The 14328-nt window shown below is 71.1% G+C and carries 17 protein-coding genes and 1 other RNA gene; 8 read left to right on the top strand and 10 right to left on the bottom strand.

Going from position 1 to position 14328, the window contains the following annotated elements:
- Window positions 1-281: 281 nt before the first annotated feature.
- From ACK4YQ_RS13770 to ssrA, 4 genes are all read right to left on the bottom strand, one after another.
- Window positions 282-1091, bottom strand: a complete 810-nt coding sequence (locus ACK4YQ_RS13770) for a C13 family peptidase (protein WP_409611990.1) — start codon at window positions 1089-1091, stop codon at window positions 282-284.
- 6 nt (window positions 1092-1097) lie between these two features.
- Entirely contained in the window at window positions 1098-1568 is a 471-nt protein-coding gene (locus ACK4YQ_RS13765) for a PaaI family thioesterase (protein ID WP_409611989.1), read from the bottom strand.
- 7 nt (window positions 1569-1575) lie between these two features.
- A complete protein-coding gene (locus ACK4YQ_RS13760) occupies window positions 1576-2064 on the bottom strand; it encodes an SspB family protein (protein WP_409611988.1) in 489 nt (162 codons plus the stop codon).
- Between the two features lie 98 nt (window positions 2065-2162).
- Window positions 2163-2526: a transfer-messenger RNA gene (ssrA, locus tag ACK4YQ_RS13755) on the bottom strand.
- Window positions 2527-2702: 176 nt separating this feature from the next.
- Between ssrA and ACK4YQ_RS13750 the strand changes: the two genes are divergently transcribed.
- On the top strand, window positions 2703-3290 hold the full coding sequence (locus tag ACK4YQ_RS13750) for a septation protein IspZ (protein ID WP_409611987.1): 588 nt from the start codon (window positions 2703-2705) through the stop codon (window positions 3288-3290).
- On the opposite strand, the gene ACK4YQ_RS13745 is transcribed toward ACK4YQ_RS13750, so the two are convergent.
- Both ACK4YQ_RS13745 and ilvN read right to left on the bottom strand, forming a co-directional pair.
- Window positions 3287-4036 carry a hypothetical protein gene (locus ACK4YQ_RS13745; RefSeq protein ID WP_409611986.1) on the bottom strand — a complete coding sequence of 250 codons (750 nt, stop codon included), beginning with the start codon at window positions 4034-4036 and terminating at the stop codon, window positions 3287-3289. The two genes, ACK4YQ_RS13750 and ACK4YQ_RS13745, sit on opposite strands and share 4 nt — an antisense overlap.
- Before the next feature lie 142 nt (window positions 4037-4178).
- Entirely contained in the window at window positions 4179-4730 is a 552-nt protein-coding gene (gene ilvN, locus ACK4YQ_RS13740; RefSeq protein WP_409611985.1) for an acetolactate synthase small subunit, read from the bottom strand.
- A 199-nt stretch (window positions 4731-4929) separates the two neighbouring features.
- Here ilvN and ACK4YQ_RS13735 point away from each other — a divergent pair, with 199 nt between their 5' ends.
- The 4 genes from ACK4YQ_RS13735 to ACK4YQ_RS13720 all read left to right on the top strand — a co-directional run bounded on the left by ACK4YQ_RS13735 (window position 4930) and on the right by ACK4YQ_RS13720 (window position 7072).
- Complete coding sequence (locus ACK4YQ_RS13735; RefSeq protein ID WP_409611984.1) at window positions 4930-5289, top strand: SnoaL-like domain-containing protein; 360 nt, start codon at window positions 4930-4932, stop codon at window positions 5287-5289.
- 54 nt (window positions 5290-5343) lie between these two features.
- A complete protein-coding gene (locus tag ACK4YQ_RS13730; protein WP_409611983.1) occupies window positions 5344-5658 on the top strand; it encodes a DUF6665 family protein in 315 nt (104 codons plus the stop codon).
- 71 nt (window positions 5659-5729) lie between these two features.
- Window positions 5730-6251 (top strand): DUF1993 family protein, encoded by a 522-nt coding sequence (locus tag ACK4YQ_RS13725; protein ID WP_409611982.1) that lies wholly within the window; start codon window positions 5730-5732, stop codon window positions 6249-6251.
- Window positions 6252-6346: 95 nt separating this feature from the next.
- On the top strand, window positions 6347-7072 hold the full coding sequence (locus tag ACK4YQ_RS13720) for a hypothetical protein (RefSeq protein WP_409611981.1): 726 nt from the start codon (window positions 6347-6349) through the stop codon (window positions 7070-7072).
- Window positions 7073-7113: 41 nt separating this feature from the next.
- Here the strand turns inward: ACK4YQ_RS13720 and ACK4YQ_RS13715 are convergent, their stop codons facing one another.
- Window positions 7114-8901 (bottom strand): acetolactate synthase 3 large subunit, encoded by a 1788-nt coding sequence (locus ACK4YQ_RS13715; protein ID WP_409611980.1) that lies wholly within the window; start codon window positions 8899-8901, stop codon window positions 7114-7116.
- A gap of 204 nt (window positions 8902-9105) precedes the next feature.
- Window positions 9106-10026, bottom strand: coding sequence for a tRNA (adenosine(37)-N6)-dimethylallyltransferase MiaA (gene miaA / locus ACK4YQ_RS13710; protein ID WP_409611979.1), 921 nt, complete (start codon window positions 10024-10026; stop codon window positions 9106-9108).
- Here miaA and serB point away from each other — a divergent pair.
- From serB to ACK4YQ_RS13695, 3 genes are read left to right on the top strand one after another with little or no spacing between them, the layout of a single operon-like run.
- Window positions 10025-10918 carry a phosphoserine phosphatase SerB gene (gene serB / locus ACK4YQ_RS13705; RefSeq protein ID WP_409611978.1) on the top strand — a complete coding sequence of 298 codons (894 nt, stop codon included), beginning with the start codon at window positions 10025-10027 and terminating at the stop codon, window positions 10916-10918. The two genes, miaA and serB, sit on opposite strands and share 2 nt — an antisense overlap.
- Window positions 10919-10967: 49 nt before the next feature.
- Window positions 10968-11630, top strand: coding sequence for an HAD family hydrolase (locus ACK4YQ_RS13700; RefSeq protein ID WP_409611977.1), 663 nt, complete (start codon window positions 10968-10970; stop codon window positions 11628-11630).
- Entirely contained in the window at window positions 11627-12169 is a 543-nt protein-coding gene (locus ACK4YQ_RS13695) for a hypothetical protein (protein WP_409611976.1), read from the top strand. The genes ACK4YQ_RS13700 and ACK4YQ_RS13695 overlap by 4 nt, the downstream gene beginning before the upstream one ends.
- A 1-nt stretch (window position 12170) precedes the next feature.
- Here ACK4YQ_RS13695 and hflC read toward each other — a convergent pair whose 3' ends face one another.
- Both hflC and hflK read right to left on the bottom strand, forming a co-directional pair.
- Window positions 12171-13061 (bottom strand): protease modulator HflC, encoded by an 891-nt coding sequence (gene hflC / locus ACK4YQ_RS13690; protein ID WP_409611975.1) that lies wholly within the window; start codon window positions 13059-13061, stop codon window positions 12171-12173.
- On the bottom strand, window positions 13058-14227 hold the full coding sequence (gene hflK / locus ACK4YQ_RS13685; RefSeq protein ID WP_409611974.1) for an FtsH protease activity modulator HflK: 1170 nt from the start codon (window positions 14225-14227) through the stop codon (window positions 13058-13060). Before hflK ends, hflC begins: the two co-directional genes overlap by 4 nt.
- Between the last annotated feature and the right edge of the window lie 101 nt (window positions 14228-14328).

The following is a 14328-nucleotide window of genomic DNA, read 5'->3' as shown; positions in this document are numbered from 1 at the left end:
TAGGTGTCGTAGGGGATCGGGCCGGCGGGCGTGGCGGCGGCCGGGGGCGCGGCGGGCGGCGCGCTGGGCTGGTCGGCGGCCGGTTGCGGCGCGTCGGCGGCGGGCGCGTCCTGGGCGAGCGCCGAAGCGCTCGTCAGGGCGAGAATCGCGGCGAGGGCGACGAAGAGCCTGGGTCGCATCGGTGATCAGTCCGCTGTCGCGCGTCGAAGGGGGAACTGCCCTGTTGTAGGGCGCCTCGGGCCGGCGTCAAACGGCCACGGTCCAGGTCGGCGCCCGCCGATTCAGCAGGCCTTGGCGGCCGGGGCGGCGCCGCAGGCGCCGGTGGTCGCCGGCGCGCTGGCGAAGCTCAACAGGGGCAGCATCGGCCGCAGCGCCGGTCCGATGAACACCTGCGGCTCGGACGGCGGGCGCACGCCCTCGGCGATCTCGCGCCGGGCCACGCAGGACTGCACCGCGCCGGCGAGGGCCGCGAAGTCCGCCGCGCCGCGCATCGACTGCAGGAAGCAGTCGTCGAAGTAGGGGTATTTGTCGGCTTCTCCGCAGCCGAAGGAGGTGCGGTCCGGCCGCGCCGCGGTCAGCACCATCCGGTTGGACCTGGCCAGGGCGGGAATGAAGACGCCCGAGAAGCAGGCGGAGAGCACCACCACCGTGGGACGCCCCGCGCAGGTGCGGTCGAGCATGGCGCCCAGCATCCCCGGCGGCATCAGGCCCTGGTCGAGGACCACCCCCTGGGGCGCGCCGTGCGAGGTGAAGTAGAACAGGCATCCGCCCGGCGCCTGGGCGGTGAGCTGGCCGAGGGTTTCGTAGATCCTGACCGGGTCCGCCTTGAGCGGCCCGTCCCTGTAGCGCTCCGGCCGCACGGAGAACTGGCGCAGGTTGGTCCTCTCGAACCCGGCGGCCTCCAGGGCGCGGGAGACGTCGCGCCGGGCGTTGTCGAAGGCCTCGGAGGGGCCGCCGCTATGGGCGTGCCAGTCGCCGGCCACCACCACCGCGGCCCAGTCCGAGAAGGGGCCGGCCGCGGCCGGTCCGGCGAAGCCGAGGATCGCGCCGGCGAGCGCTGCGATGAGACCTGCCCAACGCGCGCGCGCCACGGCGGGTTATTTCTTGTAGTTCTGGAAGGGCGTTGGCACCGCCGTGCCGGTCGCCTTGGCCAGGAGCCGCCCCTCTGGGTCGTAGAGCTCGCCCTCGGTGAAGGCGATGGTGCGGCCCCACTTGGCCACCCGCCCGATCCCCTTGATCGGTCCGGGCTTAGCCGGGCGGAAGAAGGTGGTCTTCATCTCGGCGGTGGGCGCCACATGGGTCATTCCGGAGGCGACCATGCAGGCCACGCTCATCGCCTCGTCCAGCATGGCGCAAAGATAGCCGCCCTGGATCTGCTTCATCGGGTTGAGCAGCAGCTCGGCCCGGGCGTCGAAGGCGACCTCGACGGACTTCTCCGCCTGGCTGACCGCCACCATGCGAAAGCCGAGGGTTTGGGAGCCGGTGGGCTGGTTCTTGGTCCGCAGGAACCGCGCGAGGATCGCCTCGTCGGTCAGGGCTTCGGGCTCGGCGTCGGAGACGTCGCTCATCCGGGGCTCACTTCTTACGGAACTGGTCGAGGGAGACGATCTTGGCCGCTTCGTCGCCCTCCGCGCCGGCGGCCTGCTCGGCCGGCGCTGGCGGCGCGGCCGGCGCGCTCGCGGTGGCCGACGGCGGCGCCTCGAACTGCAGCAGGAACTGGACGCTCGGATCGTAGAAGCGGGTCACCGCCGCATAGGGCACGCTCAGCCGCTTGGGCTGGCCGCCGAACTTCAGCGTCACCGAGAAGAAGGTCTCGCCCGGCGCCAGGTCCCAGTACTGGTGCTGCAGGACGATGGTCATCTCGTCGGGATACTTGGCCAACAGGTCCGTCGGGCCGGACACCCCGGCCGCGTCGGTCTTGAAGGTGATGTAGAAGTGATGCGCGCCCGGCAGGCCCCCGGGCGCTGCTGCCTTCTTGAGCGCAGCCTTGACCACGCCGCGCAGGGCTTCCTGCGCCATGGCCTCATACTGCATCTGGTCCTGGGCCGGCGGCTCCTGGGCCATGGGATCTCCCATCGATACGCAACGGTCACGAACCTAGCGCCAATGCTGCGCCGCGCAAGGCGAACCCGCAGCGACGGGCACGGATCATGCTGAATCGAAGTGGAGGGGTTCTGTTGCCAGGCCCCCTCCGAGCCCCGCCTAACGGTGCTAACCCGCTAGGGCTTTAGGTCGAAATTCGACGCGCTGCATTACGCAGCGAGGCGGACTTCTTCAGCGAAGTTATCGTTCGCAGTTAGTTTAAGGCCCGAAACGGTGGGCCAAGCCGAGAGAAGGCTGCACCTTTACACGTCTGTCGATGCTGATCGGCCCCATGCTTTCCGGCGATACCCGGGAAGGGATTTGGTGGAGCCGCCGGGAATCGCACCCGGGTCCAGTCCGCTTATTGCGTGCGCGTTTATCTCCATAGACCGGGCGAACCCGGACGATCCCAATATAGGCGGTGCGGACCCGCATTTGAAGACCGTTGCGGCCGTCCCGAGCCCTGGCGGCGGTTCGCGAAGCGCGAACGGCGGGAATTTTCCCGTGAACCGCCGCGCGCCCTTCGCGAGCGGGTTACCGCCTCGCGGCCTTGTCCCGCTAGGTTTTGCGCGCCTCGGCCCTCTCCGGCCTGTGGGCGATCGCAACCGAACGGACCCCTCATGAACCCTCTCCTGCACGCCGCTCGTCCGCTGCTGGCGGACTTCCTCTCCACCCTGGTCTTCGTCGTGCTCATCGCGCTGAAGGTGGACGTGGTCTGGGCGGTGGCCGCCGCCGCGGGCGTGGGCCTGGGGCAGGTCGCGCTCCTGAAGCTGCGCGGCGCGCCGGTGGCGGCGCTGCAGTGGCTGAGCTTGGCCCTGGTGCTGGTGTCGGGGGCGGCGAGCCTGTTCACCCACGATCCGCGCTTCGTGATGGCCAAGCCCTCGGTGGTCTATCTGATCGTCTCGGCGGCCATGCTCCAGCGGGGCTGGATGCTGCGTTACATGCCGCCGGTCGCCGCCGGCCACGCCGAAGACGTGATGATCGCCTTCGGCTACGTCTGGGCCGGGCTGATGGCCCTGAGCGCGGCGGCGAACCTCGTCGTGGCGGTCGCCTGGCCGCACCACTGGGCCGCCTTCATGGCCGTCTTTCCGCTGGCCTCCAAGGCCGGGCTCTTCGGCGTGCAGTATCTGACCACCCACCGCATCGTGCGCCGGCGGATCCGGAGCGCCGGGCCGGCGCAGACGAAGCTGTCGGCGGCGGAAGCCTAGGGGGTCTGTTCGAGGGGCGCGTCGGGGCGAGGCGGGGCCTTGCGCAGGGTCCCGCCGCCGGCCAGGAGAGCCGCATAGGCCGCGCCCTCGCGGGAGAAGTCGGCGCCCTTCGGGAACAGCGCGTCGAAGCGGGCGTCATGGCCGAGGGCCGCGCCGAACACCGCCCCCAGCACGGCCGCCGCCTGCCCCACCTCGGCCGGGTCGCAGGCCCGCCGCACCGAGACCGCCCCGCGCGAGGTGAGGCGGGTGAGGTCGTAGGACGCGCCGTCCACGCAGATGGCGTCGGCCGCCCCGCCGCCCTCGGCCACCCGCACGTAGCGGGGGGCCTCCCACAGGGGATCGTCGCGCAGGGCGCCCAGGGCGCGGGCCGTCTCGGGCGCCAGCTCGACGTCCACCTCCACCCGCCGCGCGATCCCGGGCTCGCAGCAGGCCAGCCCGGCCCGGGCCTGCACGAAGGCCCTGCCGTCGCGGCGCAGGATCACCCGGGCCACCGCTTGGCGCACCGTGCGGGCCGGGCGCATCCAGGCCTCGAGCACGAGCTCGTCGCCGTAGAGGATCTGGGTCTGCAGCGGCGGCAGGTCCCAGAGGCGGTAGAGGGTCGCGTCGATCCCGTTGTCGATCCGCTCCGGCTGGTTCCAGCGCCCCATGCGGCGGCCGGCCAAGGGATTGCGGGCCTCCGGCGGCGCCGGCCAGTCCTCGCTCCACCAGGCCTGCGGATCAGGCGGCGGGTAGGGCCAGGGCTGCAACTCGCCGAGGGCCGCCGGAGCGTCGACGGCCTGTTCGCTCGCGGCAGGGGACTCGACCGCCTGGGCCGCGGCGGCGGCCGGCGAGAGCAGGGTCAGGGCGAAGACGAGGGTGCGGATCAGCGCGACCTCCCCGGATGGCCCGTCACATGGGCTCGGCGCCCCTGGTCAGGGAAAGCACGCCGGTGCGGGATAGTTCCACCAGGCCCAGGGGGCGCATCAGCTCGATGAACTTGTCGATCTTGGTGGAGGCGCCGGTCACCTCGAACACGAAGCTCTCGTGGGTGGTGTCGATCACCTTGGCGCGGAATATGTCGGCCACGCGCAGCGCCTCCACCCGCTCGGGGCCGGTGCTCCGGACCTTCACCAGCGCAAGCTCGCGCTCCAGGCCGTTGGGGTCGCGGGTGACGTCCTGGACGTGGCGCGTGGCCACCATCTTCTGGAGCTGCGCCTCGATCTGCGCCAGCACGTGCGGCGCGCCGCGGGTGACGATGGTGACGCGGCTGGTGTGCGCCCGCCGGTCGGTCTCGGCCACCGTCAGGCTCTCGATGTTGTAGCCGCGGGCGGCGAACAGCCCGACCAGCCGATGGAGCACCCCCGGCTCGTTGTCGACCAGGATGGCGAAGGTGGCGAGGCTCTCGGCCTCGTCCTCGTGGGACAGGTCATAGACGGAGGCGGGCTGGGACGTGTCGGACATCGCGGGATCCTGGAGCTTTCGCCCCGGCAGGTGTCACATGCCGGGCCGCCGGGCAAGGCCGCAGCCTGGCGGCGGGCTGTCAGCATCAGGAACAAATCATAAACATTTCACTTGCGCGGGGCCCGTGACGGGCGCGGAATGAGCGCCGCCGGAGCGCCTGGCTGGGCGCCCGGCCAATCCAGCAGCGGAGCTGAACGCTATGAGCACCCAAGAGATCGCGAACGACCTCGTGGCCCTGTGCAAGGAGGGCAAGTTCGACGAGGCCGGCGAAAAGTACTGGGCCGACGACGTCCTCAGCGTGGAGGCCGCGCCCGGCGACATGGCCGAGGTGCGCGGTAAGGACGCCGTGCGCGGCAAGGGCGAGTGGTGGAACGCCAACCACGAGATCCACTCGACGGAGGTGGAAGGGCCCTATGTCAACGGCGACCAGTTCGTCGTGCGCTTCAAGATGGACTTGACCCAGAAGGCGTCGGGCCAGCGCATGTCCATGGACGAGGTCGGCGTCTACACCGTCAAGGACGGCAAGATCGCCGAGGAACGGTTCTTCTACGGCGGCTGAGGGGAGGCGGGCGTGGGGCTTGCCTTCCAGGCCCCCGCCCCCAAGATGCGGGGCATGTCATCGCTTCGCATGCCCCAGGCCTTCACGCGGCGCCTCGGCGTCGAGAGCGGGGACGCCGTGCTCCGCTACGAGCTGATGGAGGAGCAGGCCGCCTCCCTGGGGCGGGCCGGCAAGCGGGTGGAGGAGAGCCTGGAGGCGCTGCGCAGGCACCCGGGCGGGGAGGGCCGGGCCGAGGCGCTGCGCGCGGCGGCCGATGCGGTCTGGAGCTTCCTCGTCCAGCGCGAGGCCATGGGGCTTCGCGACCGCGCCTACATCGTCGCCCACTACGGCGTGCCGCGCGAAGTGCTGAACCGGCTGGGCGGGCGCTAGCGGCCCCTGGCGCCGGACGCGCCGCTCACCTACGTCTGCGCGGTCAATCATTCGGGGAGGCGGCGACCGCCATGGCTATTTCACTCTACGACGTCAGCGTGACCTCGTTCCTGCAGGTGCTGGGCGGCGTGTCCGGGTTCCTGGAGCGCGGGTTCGCCCACTGCCAGGACAACGGGATCGATCCGGAGGAGATCGTCGCCACCCGGCTGTTTCCGGACATGCTGCCGTTCCGGTTTCAGGTGATCTCGGTCGCGCACCATTCGCAGGGCGCGATCGAGGGCGTGAAGGCCGGCGTCTTCAGCCCGGGCGGGGTGATGGACCCCCTGAGCTACACCCAGCTTCAGCAACTGGTCGCCGACGCCCAGGCGGCGCTGAAGGCGCTGACGCCGGAGGAGGTCAACGCCTATGAGGGGCGCGACATGGCCTTCCAGTTCGGCGAGCGGAAGCTGCCGTTCACGGCGGAGGGCTTCCTGATGAGCTTTTCCCTGCCCAACCTGCATTTCCACGCCACCACCGCCTACGACATCCTGCGCATGAAGGGCGTGCCGCTCGGCAAGCGCGACTACATGGGCCAGCTTCGCCTGAAGATGTAGGCGCCTCGCCAGGCGCGGCCCGGCTTCACTCTCCCTTAATCGGCTCAAGGGCGAAGTCGGGTTTGCGGCGAGAGCCGCGCAAGGCCGGAAGCGTCATGGCGATGATCCTGTCCACCTCCGCCGCCGCCCCGTTCGGCGGGCTCGACACCCGTGAACAGCGGGCGGCCGAGAAGTTGCGGGCCGCCAGCCAGGCGCTGGAGGCGATGAAGGTCAGCCAGAGCCAGGCCAAGGAAGAGCGCAAGGCGCGCGCCAAGCAGAAGCTCGACCAGATCAAGCAGCAGCTCCAACAGCTTCGCATGCTGGGCGCCTCGCCGCGCCAGATCGCGCAGCTGGCCCGAGAGCTTGCGCAGGCGGTCAAGGCCTATGCTGCGGCCGGAGGCGCGGGGGCCGGGGCGGGCGGCGCGACGGCCGCTTCGCCCGCGGCCGGCGAAGCGTCGACCCCGGGCGTCGCCGCCGAAGCTGGCGAGGCGTCAGGCGCGGAAGCCGTTCAGGCGGACTCCGAGGAGGGCGGAGCGGACGGCAAGGCGCAGAATCCCTACGAACGGGCGATCGCGGCCGGCCAGGACGCGACGCAGAACGCCTCGCGCAGGGGCGGCGCGAGCGAGGAGGACCGCCAGTTCCTTGCCGAGGCGCGCAAGCTTGCCAAGGCGCTCAAGGCCGCGGCGGAAGAGGCCGCGCGCAAGGCGCAGCGCACCGGCGAAGCCGCCGACGCCGAGGCCGCCCGCAAGGCCGCCGCCGCCGCCCAGGGCGCGGTGGACGACGCCGAGGCGCAGATTCAGGGCGCCGCCGGGTCCGCCGGCCTGGTCTCGATCAGCGTGTAAGCCGCCGGCGTCGTCGCCGGCGAGCTCCGACGCCTGCAGCCTCAGACCAGCCGCTTGCCGGCGTCGTCGATGATCGAACCGAGGTCGGCCTCTTCGCCGAGGATCATTTCGTTGTGCGCCTTGCCGGAGGGGATCATCGGGAAGCAGTTCTCCTCCTTGGTCACCCGGCAGTCGAACAGGACCGGCTTCCTCACCTCGACCATCTCGCGGATCTTGTCGTCCAGCTCGTCGGGGTGCTCGGCGCGCAGGCCCACGCAGCCGAACGCCTCGGCCATTTTCACGAAGTCCGGCAGGCTCGCCGAATAGGAGTGCGAGTAGCGCTCGCCGTGCAGCAGCTGCTGCCACTGGCGCACCATTCCCATCCATTCGTTGTTCAGGATGAAGATCTTGATCGGCAGCTCGAACTGGATGGCCGTGGCCATTTCCTGCATGGTCATCTGCACGCTGGCGTCGCCGGCGATGTCGACGACCAGGGCGTCCGGATGGGCGATCTGCACGCCGAGGGCGGCGGGCAGGCCGTAGCCCATGGTGCCCAGGCCCCCCGAGGTCATCCAGCGGTTCGGCTGGTCGAAGTGGAAGTACTGGGCCGCCCACATCTGGTGCTGGCCGACCTCGGTGGTGACGTAGACGTCCTTGTCGCGGGTGAGCTGGTAGAGTCGCTCGATGGCGTACTGCGGCTTGATCAGCTTGCCGTCGGGGCGATAGCGGAAGCACTGGCGCGCCCGCCAGGCCTCGATCTGGCGCCACCAGTCGTCCACAGCGAGCTTGTCGGCCGACAGGCTGCGGGCCTTCCAGGCGCCGATCAGGTCCTCCAGCACGCTGGCTGCGTCGCCGACGATGCCGATGTCGACGCGCACGTTCTTGGAGATCGACGAGGCGTCGATGTCGATGTGGATCTTCTTGGAGCCCGGCGAGAAGGCGTCCAGCCGGCCCGTCACCCGGTCGTCGAAGCGCGCGCCGATCGCGACCATGACGTCGCAGTCGTGCATGGCGTTGTTGGCCTCGAAGCTGCCGTGCATGCCGACCATGCCCAGCCACTGCGGGTCCGACGCGGGGAAGGCGCCCAGGCCCATCAGGGTGGACGTCACCGGCGCGCCGGTCATCTGGGCGAACTGGCGCAGGAGCTCGGCCGCCCTGGGGCCGGCGTTGATCACGCCGCCGCCGGTGTAGAGGATCGGGCGCCGGGCGTTGGCGATCATCTGCGCGGCTTCGGCGATGCGGCCCGGATCGCCCTTGGTGCGCGGGCGATAGTCGTGGGCGTGGACCACCTCGTTCGGCCCCGCATAGGCGGTCTTGGCGAACTGCACGTCCTTGGGAATGTCGATGACCACCGGGCCCGGCCGGCCGCTGGTGGCGATATGGAAGGCCTCGTGCATGATCCGCGGCAGGTCGGCCACGTCCTTGACCAGGTAGTTGTGCTTGGTGATCGAGCGGGTGATGCCGATCGTGTCGCATTCCTGGAAGGCGTCGGTCCCGATCAGGTGGGTGGCCACCTGGCCGGTGATGACGACCATCGGGATCGAGTCCATCAGGGCGTCGACGATGCCGGTGATGGCGTTGGTCGCCCCGGGGCCGGAGGTGACCAGCACCACCCCGGGCTTGCCGGTGGAGCGGGCGTAGCCCTCGGCGGCGTGGGTCGCGCCCTGTTCGTGGCGCACCAGCACATGGCGCAGCCGCGGCTCGGAAAACAGGGCGTCGTAGATCGGCAGGACCGCCCCGCCGGGATAGCCGAACAGCACCTCGACCCCCTGATCGATCAGCGCGCGCACGACGATCTCGGCCCCGCTCAGGGTCTCGGTCTTCGCTTCGATGGTCTGATGGGCGGTCATGATGTTCGGCCTTGGGTGGGGGGAAGCCTGGGTGGGAGGAGATCGGGCAATAAAAAAGGCCCTCAAGGGGCCTGGCGCAAGCGACCTGGGACGGTCTGACGATGCGTCAGTCCGCTGCAGGTCGCCTTCCGAGTACAAGAATCCCGCGCACGAGCATTCTCCGAAAACAGATGGCAGGGCTAATCGCATGCGCGTGGAGGCGCGTCAAGGCGCGCTCAGCGCAAGAAACTGCCTCCACTGCTCTTCCGGCTCCAGGGCTGATAGGCGCGGCCAGCCGGCCATCTGGCGCCGCACCCAGGTCATCTGGCGCTTGGCGTAGCGGCGGGTCTCCTGCTGGGCGGCGGCCAGCGCCTCGGCCAGTGCGGTCTCGCCGCGCAGATGGGCCGACAGTTCGCGCACCCCGACCGCCTTCATCAGCGGCAGCGACGGGTCGAGGTTCCGGGCCGCAAGGGCGGCCACCTCGTCCAGGGCGCCGGCCGCGAGCATGGCTTCGAGCCGCGCGTCGCAGCGGGCGTAGAGCTGGGCCCGCGGCGGCTCGAGTGCGACCCCGCGCCAAGCGTCCGCGGGCAGGGCCGAGCCGGTCGATCCCTGCCAGTCCGAGAGCGACGTCCCGGTGGCCGCCAGCACCTCCCATGCGCGCACCAGGCGCTGGCGGTCGCCGGCGGCGATGCGGGCGGCGGCCTGCGGGTCGGCCTTGGCCAGTCGCGCGCGGAACGCCGCCTCGCCTAGGGCCCCGTAGTCGGCCTCGGCGCCGGCCCGCACCGCGGGCGGGATCTGGGGGATGTCGGCCAGTCCCTCGGTGAGGGCGCGGAAGTAGAGACCGGTGCCGCCGACGACGATCGCCGGCCGGCCCCGGGCGGCGATCGTCTCCAGCGTCTCCAGGACGGCCCGCAGCCAGCGGCCGGTCGACCAGGCGTCGGCGGCGTCGGCCACGCCGAACAGGTGGTGAGGCGCCTGGGCCTCCTCCTGCGGCGAGGGCCGGGCGGTCAGAAGCCGCAGGTCGGCGTAGAGCTGCATGGAATCGGCGTTGACGATCTCGCCGCCGCGTTCGCGGGCCAGCCGCAGGGCCAGGGCCGACTTGCCGCTTGCCGTGGGCCCGGCGATCAGCCAGATGCGGGGCTCCATGCAGATCGCCCTTACGCTCGTCAGTCCCGACGCGGAGGCCGCCGCGGCCGCCGTTCCCGCCATCACCGCAGCGCTCGCAGGCGCGCGCGCCCGCGTCAAGGAGCCTCGCCCCCTGGGGCCCGGCGCCGTCGACCTCTTGGTCGAGGGCGAGGACGCGCGGGCGCTGAGGCGGGCGGCCGAGGCGGCGCTCGCCGGCCAGGCCGTCGACGTCTGCGTCCAGCCCTGGGCCGGCCGGCGCAAGCGGCTGCTGGTGGCCGACATGGATTCCACGATCATCGGCTGCGAATGCATCGACGAACTGGCCGACTTCGCCGGGGTCAAAGCGCAGGTCTCGGCTATCACCGAGCGGGCGATGCGCGGCGAACTGGACTTCGAAGGGGCCCTGCGCGAGCGGGTGGCTATGCTCAAGGGCCTGCCGATCACCGTGCTGCAGCAGGCCTACGACGAGCGCGTGCGGCTCAACCCCGGCGCACGGACCCTTGTGCGCACCATGGCGGCGAATGGGGCGCGCTGCGTCCTGGTGTCGGGCGGCTTCACCTACTTCACCAGCCGGGTGGCCGAGGCCGCCGGCTTCCACCACAACCGCGCCAACCGGCTGGTGGAGGAGGGCCGCTCGCTGAGCGGCCTGGTCGAGGAGCCGATCCTGGGCCGGGAAGCCAAGCTGGCGGCCCTGGTGCAGGAGGCCGCGGACCTGGGCATCGCCCAGTCCGACGCGCTGGCGATCGGCGACGGGGCCAACGACCTGGCGATGATCGAGGCCGCGGGGCTCGGCGTCGCCTATCGCGCCAAGCCGATCGTGGCGGCGGAGGCCGACGCCAAGGTCGATCACGCCGACCTCACGGCGCTGCTCTACTTCCAGGGCTACACCGCCGCCGAGTTCGTCACAGACTGACTCAGAGGTTGAATTCCGCCGGCGCGACGGCGCGGCTATAGACGCGGCCATGGTCCTGCCGCGCCGCGTCCACGCCGTCGTCTTCGACATGGACGGCCTCCTCGTCGACACCGAGGCGGTCTATCGCGACGCCATGGCCGCCGTCGCCGAGGAGATGGGCCACGCCATGTCGCTCGACGTCTTCCGGGCGATGATCGGCCTGCCGGACAACACCGACCTGCTCACCGGCCACTATGGGGCGGACTTTCCGGTGGACGCCTTCAACCAGAGGGTTCTCGACGTAGCCGAGGAGATGATCCTGGCGGGGGTGGCCCTGAAGGCCGGGGTGATTGAGATCCTGGACCATCTGGACGCGCTGGGCCTGCCGCGGGCCATCGCCACCTCCTCCAGCCACCGGGCGGTGGCCTCGCACCTGCGTGCGGCCGGGATCATCCCGCGATTCAACACCATCGTGGCCAAGGGGGACTACGTCCGCGGCAAGCCGCATCCCGATCCGTACCTGACCGCGGCGGCCCGCCTGGAGGTCGATCCGTCCCTGTGCCTGGCGCTGGAGGACTCCCACAACGGCGTGCGCGCCGCCGCCGCCGCGGGGATGATGACGATCATGGTGCCGGACCTGCTCGATCCGACCGAGGAGATGCACGGCCTGTGCTGCCGCATCGCCGTCGACCTGCACGAGGTGCGGGGGATGCTGGGGCCGGTGCGGCCGTGAGCCGCGTCCACGTCCTCGGCGCCTCGTCCTCGGGGACCACCACGCTCGGGGCGGCGCTCGCGGCGCAGATCGGCGGCGCGCATCTCGACACCGACAGCTACTTCTGGGAGCCCACCGACCCGCCCTTCTCCACGCCGCGGCCGGTGGAGGCGAGGGTGGCGATGATGGCGGCGGACATGGATCGGGCGCAGCGCTGGGTCGTCTCCGGCTCGCTGACCGGATGGGGCGACGCCTTCATTCCCCGCTTCGACCTGGTGGTGTTCCTGCACGTGCCGCCCGAGATCCGCATGGCGCGCCTGCTGGCGCGGGAGCGCGAGCGATACGCTGCGGCGATCGATCCGGGCGGGCGGATGCACGACCAGCACCTGGCGTTCGTGGAATGGGCTCGCGGCTACGACCGGCCGGGCTTCGCCGGCCGCAGCTTGGAGCGCCACCGCGCCTGGCTCTCAGGCCTGCCGTGCCCGGTGCTGGAGATCGTCGGCGCGCCGCCGCTGCAGGAGAGCCTGCAGCGGGCGGCGGCCGCGCTGGAGCGAGGCTAGCCTATCGCGCCGAGGGGCCGCGCTCGAAGTACTTGAAGAAGGCGCTGTCCGGGGAGAGCACCATGGTGGTGTCGCCCTGGCCCAGGGACTGCTCGTAGGCCTGCATCGAGCGGTAGAACGCGGCGAATCCGGGATCCTTGCCGAAGCTCTGGGCGAAGATGCGCGTGCGCTGGGCGTCGCCCTCGCCTCGGGTCTTCTCGCCTTCCTCGGACGCGGTGGCGAGGGTGATCGCCACTTCCTTGTCGGCCCCGGCGATGATCTCGCGCTTCTGCTGCTCGCCGATCGCGCGAATCTGGGCGGCTTCCTGTTCGCGGCTGGTCTTCATCCGGCGGTAGACCGCGGCCTGGTTGGCGGCGGGCAGGTCGGCGCGCTTGATGCGCACGTCGATGATCTGGACGCCAAGGCGCGAAGAGGCCGCCCGCGCGGCGACGTCGCGCTGGGCCTGCAGCATCAGCTGGCCGCGCTTGCCCGAGATGATGTCGTTCGACGTGGCCGAGCCCAGCACCTGGCGCAGGGAGGAGTTGACCAACCGCTCGATGCGGTCGCGCGCCGTGCGCTCGTCGCGCAGGGTGCGGTAGTACTGCAGGGGGTCGGAGATGCGGTAGCGGACGAAGGCGTCGACGACCAGGCGCTCCTGATCGGCGGCGATGATCTCCTCCTGCTCGGCCTCCAGGGCGAGATTGCGCTTGTCCAGCTTGATCACGTTCTCGATGAACGGGATCTTCGCCTTCAGGCCCGGGCTGGACTCGGCGAAGGTGTTGATCACGCGCACTGGCTCGCCCAGGCGCAGCACGATGGCCTGCTCGCGCTGTTCGACGACGAACAGGGTGTTGGCCACCACGATCAGCACGCCGACGGCGAGGACCGCCAGGGGAACGAAACGGCGGTTCATGGCTGCGCCTCGCTCTCGGTCGGGGCCGCGACCGCCGGCGCCGGGGCGGCGCGGGTGGCGGTCGAACTGCGGGGGCGGAAGACGTCCGGCGGCAGGATGATCGGCGCCGAGGCGCCCTTGCCGTCGATGATCACCTTGTTGGACTTCTCAAGCACGCGCTGCATGGATTCGATGTAGAGGCGCTCGCGCGTCACGGCGGGGGCGCGGCGGTATTCGTCGTAGATCTGGTTGAAGCGGGCCGCATCGCCGAGCGCCTCGCGCACGGACTGCTCGCGGTACCCCTGGGCCGACTGGATGATCCGCGCGGCGTCACCCTTGGCCTCGTTGATCACCCGGTTGCGGTAGGTGTTGGCCTCGTTGACCGCGCTTTCGGCGTCCTGGCCGGCGTTGGCCACCTCGCGGAAGGCGGACACCACTTCCTGCGGCGGGTTGGCCGAGCGGATCTGGACTTCCACCACGCTGACCCCGGCGTTCCAGGAGTCCAGCGTGCGCTGCATCAGTTCGGCCGCCTGGATCTGCGCCTGGCCGCGGCCGCGGGTGAGGATGGCTTCCAGCGGCGTCTTGCCGACCACCTCGCGCATGGCGCTCTCGGCGACCGCCTTCACGGAGGCTTCCGGGTCGCGGACGGTGAACAGGAACTTGGCCGGATCCTCGACCCGCCAGGTCACGCTGAAGTCCAGGTCGACGATGTTCTCGTCGCCGGTCAGCATCAGGCTCTCTTCCGGCACGTCGGCGGCGGCCGAGCCGCCCACGTCGATGCGGTTGAGGCTGGTCACGGCCACCTTCTCCACCCGCTCGAAGGGGGCGGGCAGGTGATAGCGCAGGCCCGGCGATTCCGAGCGGGAGTAGGCGCCGAAGGTGGTCACCACCGCCTGCTCGTTGGGCTGGACGACGTAGAGGCCGCTGAGCGCCCAGAGCGCGAGGGCGGCGCCGACGACCACCGCGATCGCGCCGGGCCGCACGCCGCCGCCGCCCGGGCCGCCGAACAGGTCGCGCAGACGCCGGCTGAGGCGGTCGAACAGGGCCGAAAGGTCCGGGCCATCGGGCCGGCGGGGGCCGCGCGGGCCGCCCGGCGGGGGGCGTCGCGGTCCGCCAGGACCTCGGTCGCCGTCGTTCGGCGGCGGCGAACCCCAGGGGCCGGGGTTGGCGTTATCATTCCATGGCATTCGTTGGTCGCGTCGTCTTTTCGTTTCGCTTCGGCGCGGGTGCGTCGTTCCGTCCGAGGTCGGACTTGTAAACCGGCGCTGTCAGCCGGATATGAGGCTCG

Origin of the sequence: Phenylobacterium sp., assembly GCF_046291545.1 — a bacterium.
GTDB lineage: Bacteria > Pseudomonadota > Alphaproteobacteria > Caulobacterales > Caulobacteraceae > Phenylobacterium.
Note: the sequence above shows the minus strand (reverse complement) of the source record. Positions and strands in the feature narration are given on the sequence as shown.

Coding starts and splice junctions, on each gene's coding strand:
- ACK4YQ_RS13765 (WP_409611989.1), bottom strand. CDS start 1,568: ATGAGCGACGTCTCCGACGCCGAGCCCGAAGCCCTGACCGACGAGGCG.
- ACK4YQ_RS13760 (WP_409611988.1), bottom strand. CDS start 2,064: ATGGCCCAGGAGCCGCCGGCCCAGGACCAGATGCAGTATGAGGCCATG.
- ACK4YQ_RS13750 (WP_409611987.1), top strand. CDS start 2,703: ATGAACCCTCTCCTGCACGCCGCTCGTCCGCTGCTGGCGGACTTCCTC.
- ilvN (WP_409611985.1), bottom strand. CDS start 4,730: ATGTCCGACACGTCCCAGCCCGCCTCCGTCTATGACCTGTCCCACGAG.
- ACK4YQ_RS13735 (WP_409611984.1), top strand. CDS start 4,930: ATGAGCACCCAAGAGATCGCGAACGACCTCGTGGCCCTGTGCAAGGAG.
- ACK4YQ_RS13730 (WP_409611983.1), top strand. CDS start 5,344: ATGTCATCGCTTCGCATGCCCCAGGCCTTCACGCGGCGCCTCGGCGTC.
- ACK4YQ_RS13725 (WP_409611982.1), top strand. CDS start 5,730: ATGGCTATTTCACTCTACGACGTCAGCGTGACCTCGTTCCTGCAGGTG.
- ACK4YQ_RS13720 (WP_409611981.1), top strand. CDS start 6,347: ATGGCGATGATCCTGTCCACCTCCGCCGCCGCCCCGTTCGGCGGGCTC.
- ACK4YQ_RS13715 (WP_409611980.1), bottom strand. CDS start 8,901: ATGACCGCCCATCAGACCATCGAAGCGAAGACCGAGACCCTGAGCGGG.
- serB (WP_409611978.1), top strand. CDS start 10,025: ATGCAGATCGCCCTTACGCTCGTCAGTCCCGACGCGGAGGCCGCCGCG.
- miaA (WP_409611979.1), bottom strand. CDS start 10,026: ATGGAGCCCCGCATCTGGCTGATCGCCGGGCCCACGGCAAGCGGCAAG.
- ACK4YQ_RS13700 (WP_409611977.1), top strand. CDS start 10,968: ATGGTCCTGCCGCGCCGCGTCCACGCCGTCGTCTTCGACATGGACGGC.
- hflC (WP_409611975.1), bottom strand. CDS start 13,061: ATGAACCGCCGTTTCGTTCCCCTGGCGGTCCTCGCCGTCGGCGTGCTG.
- hflK (WP_409611974.1), bottom strand. CDS start 14,227: ATGCCATGGAATGATAACGCCAACCCCGGCCCCTGGGGTTCGCCGCCG.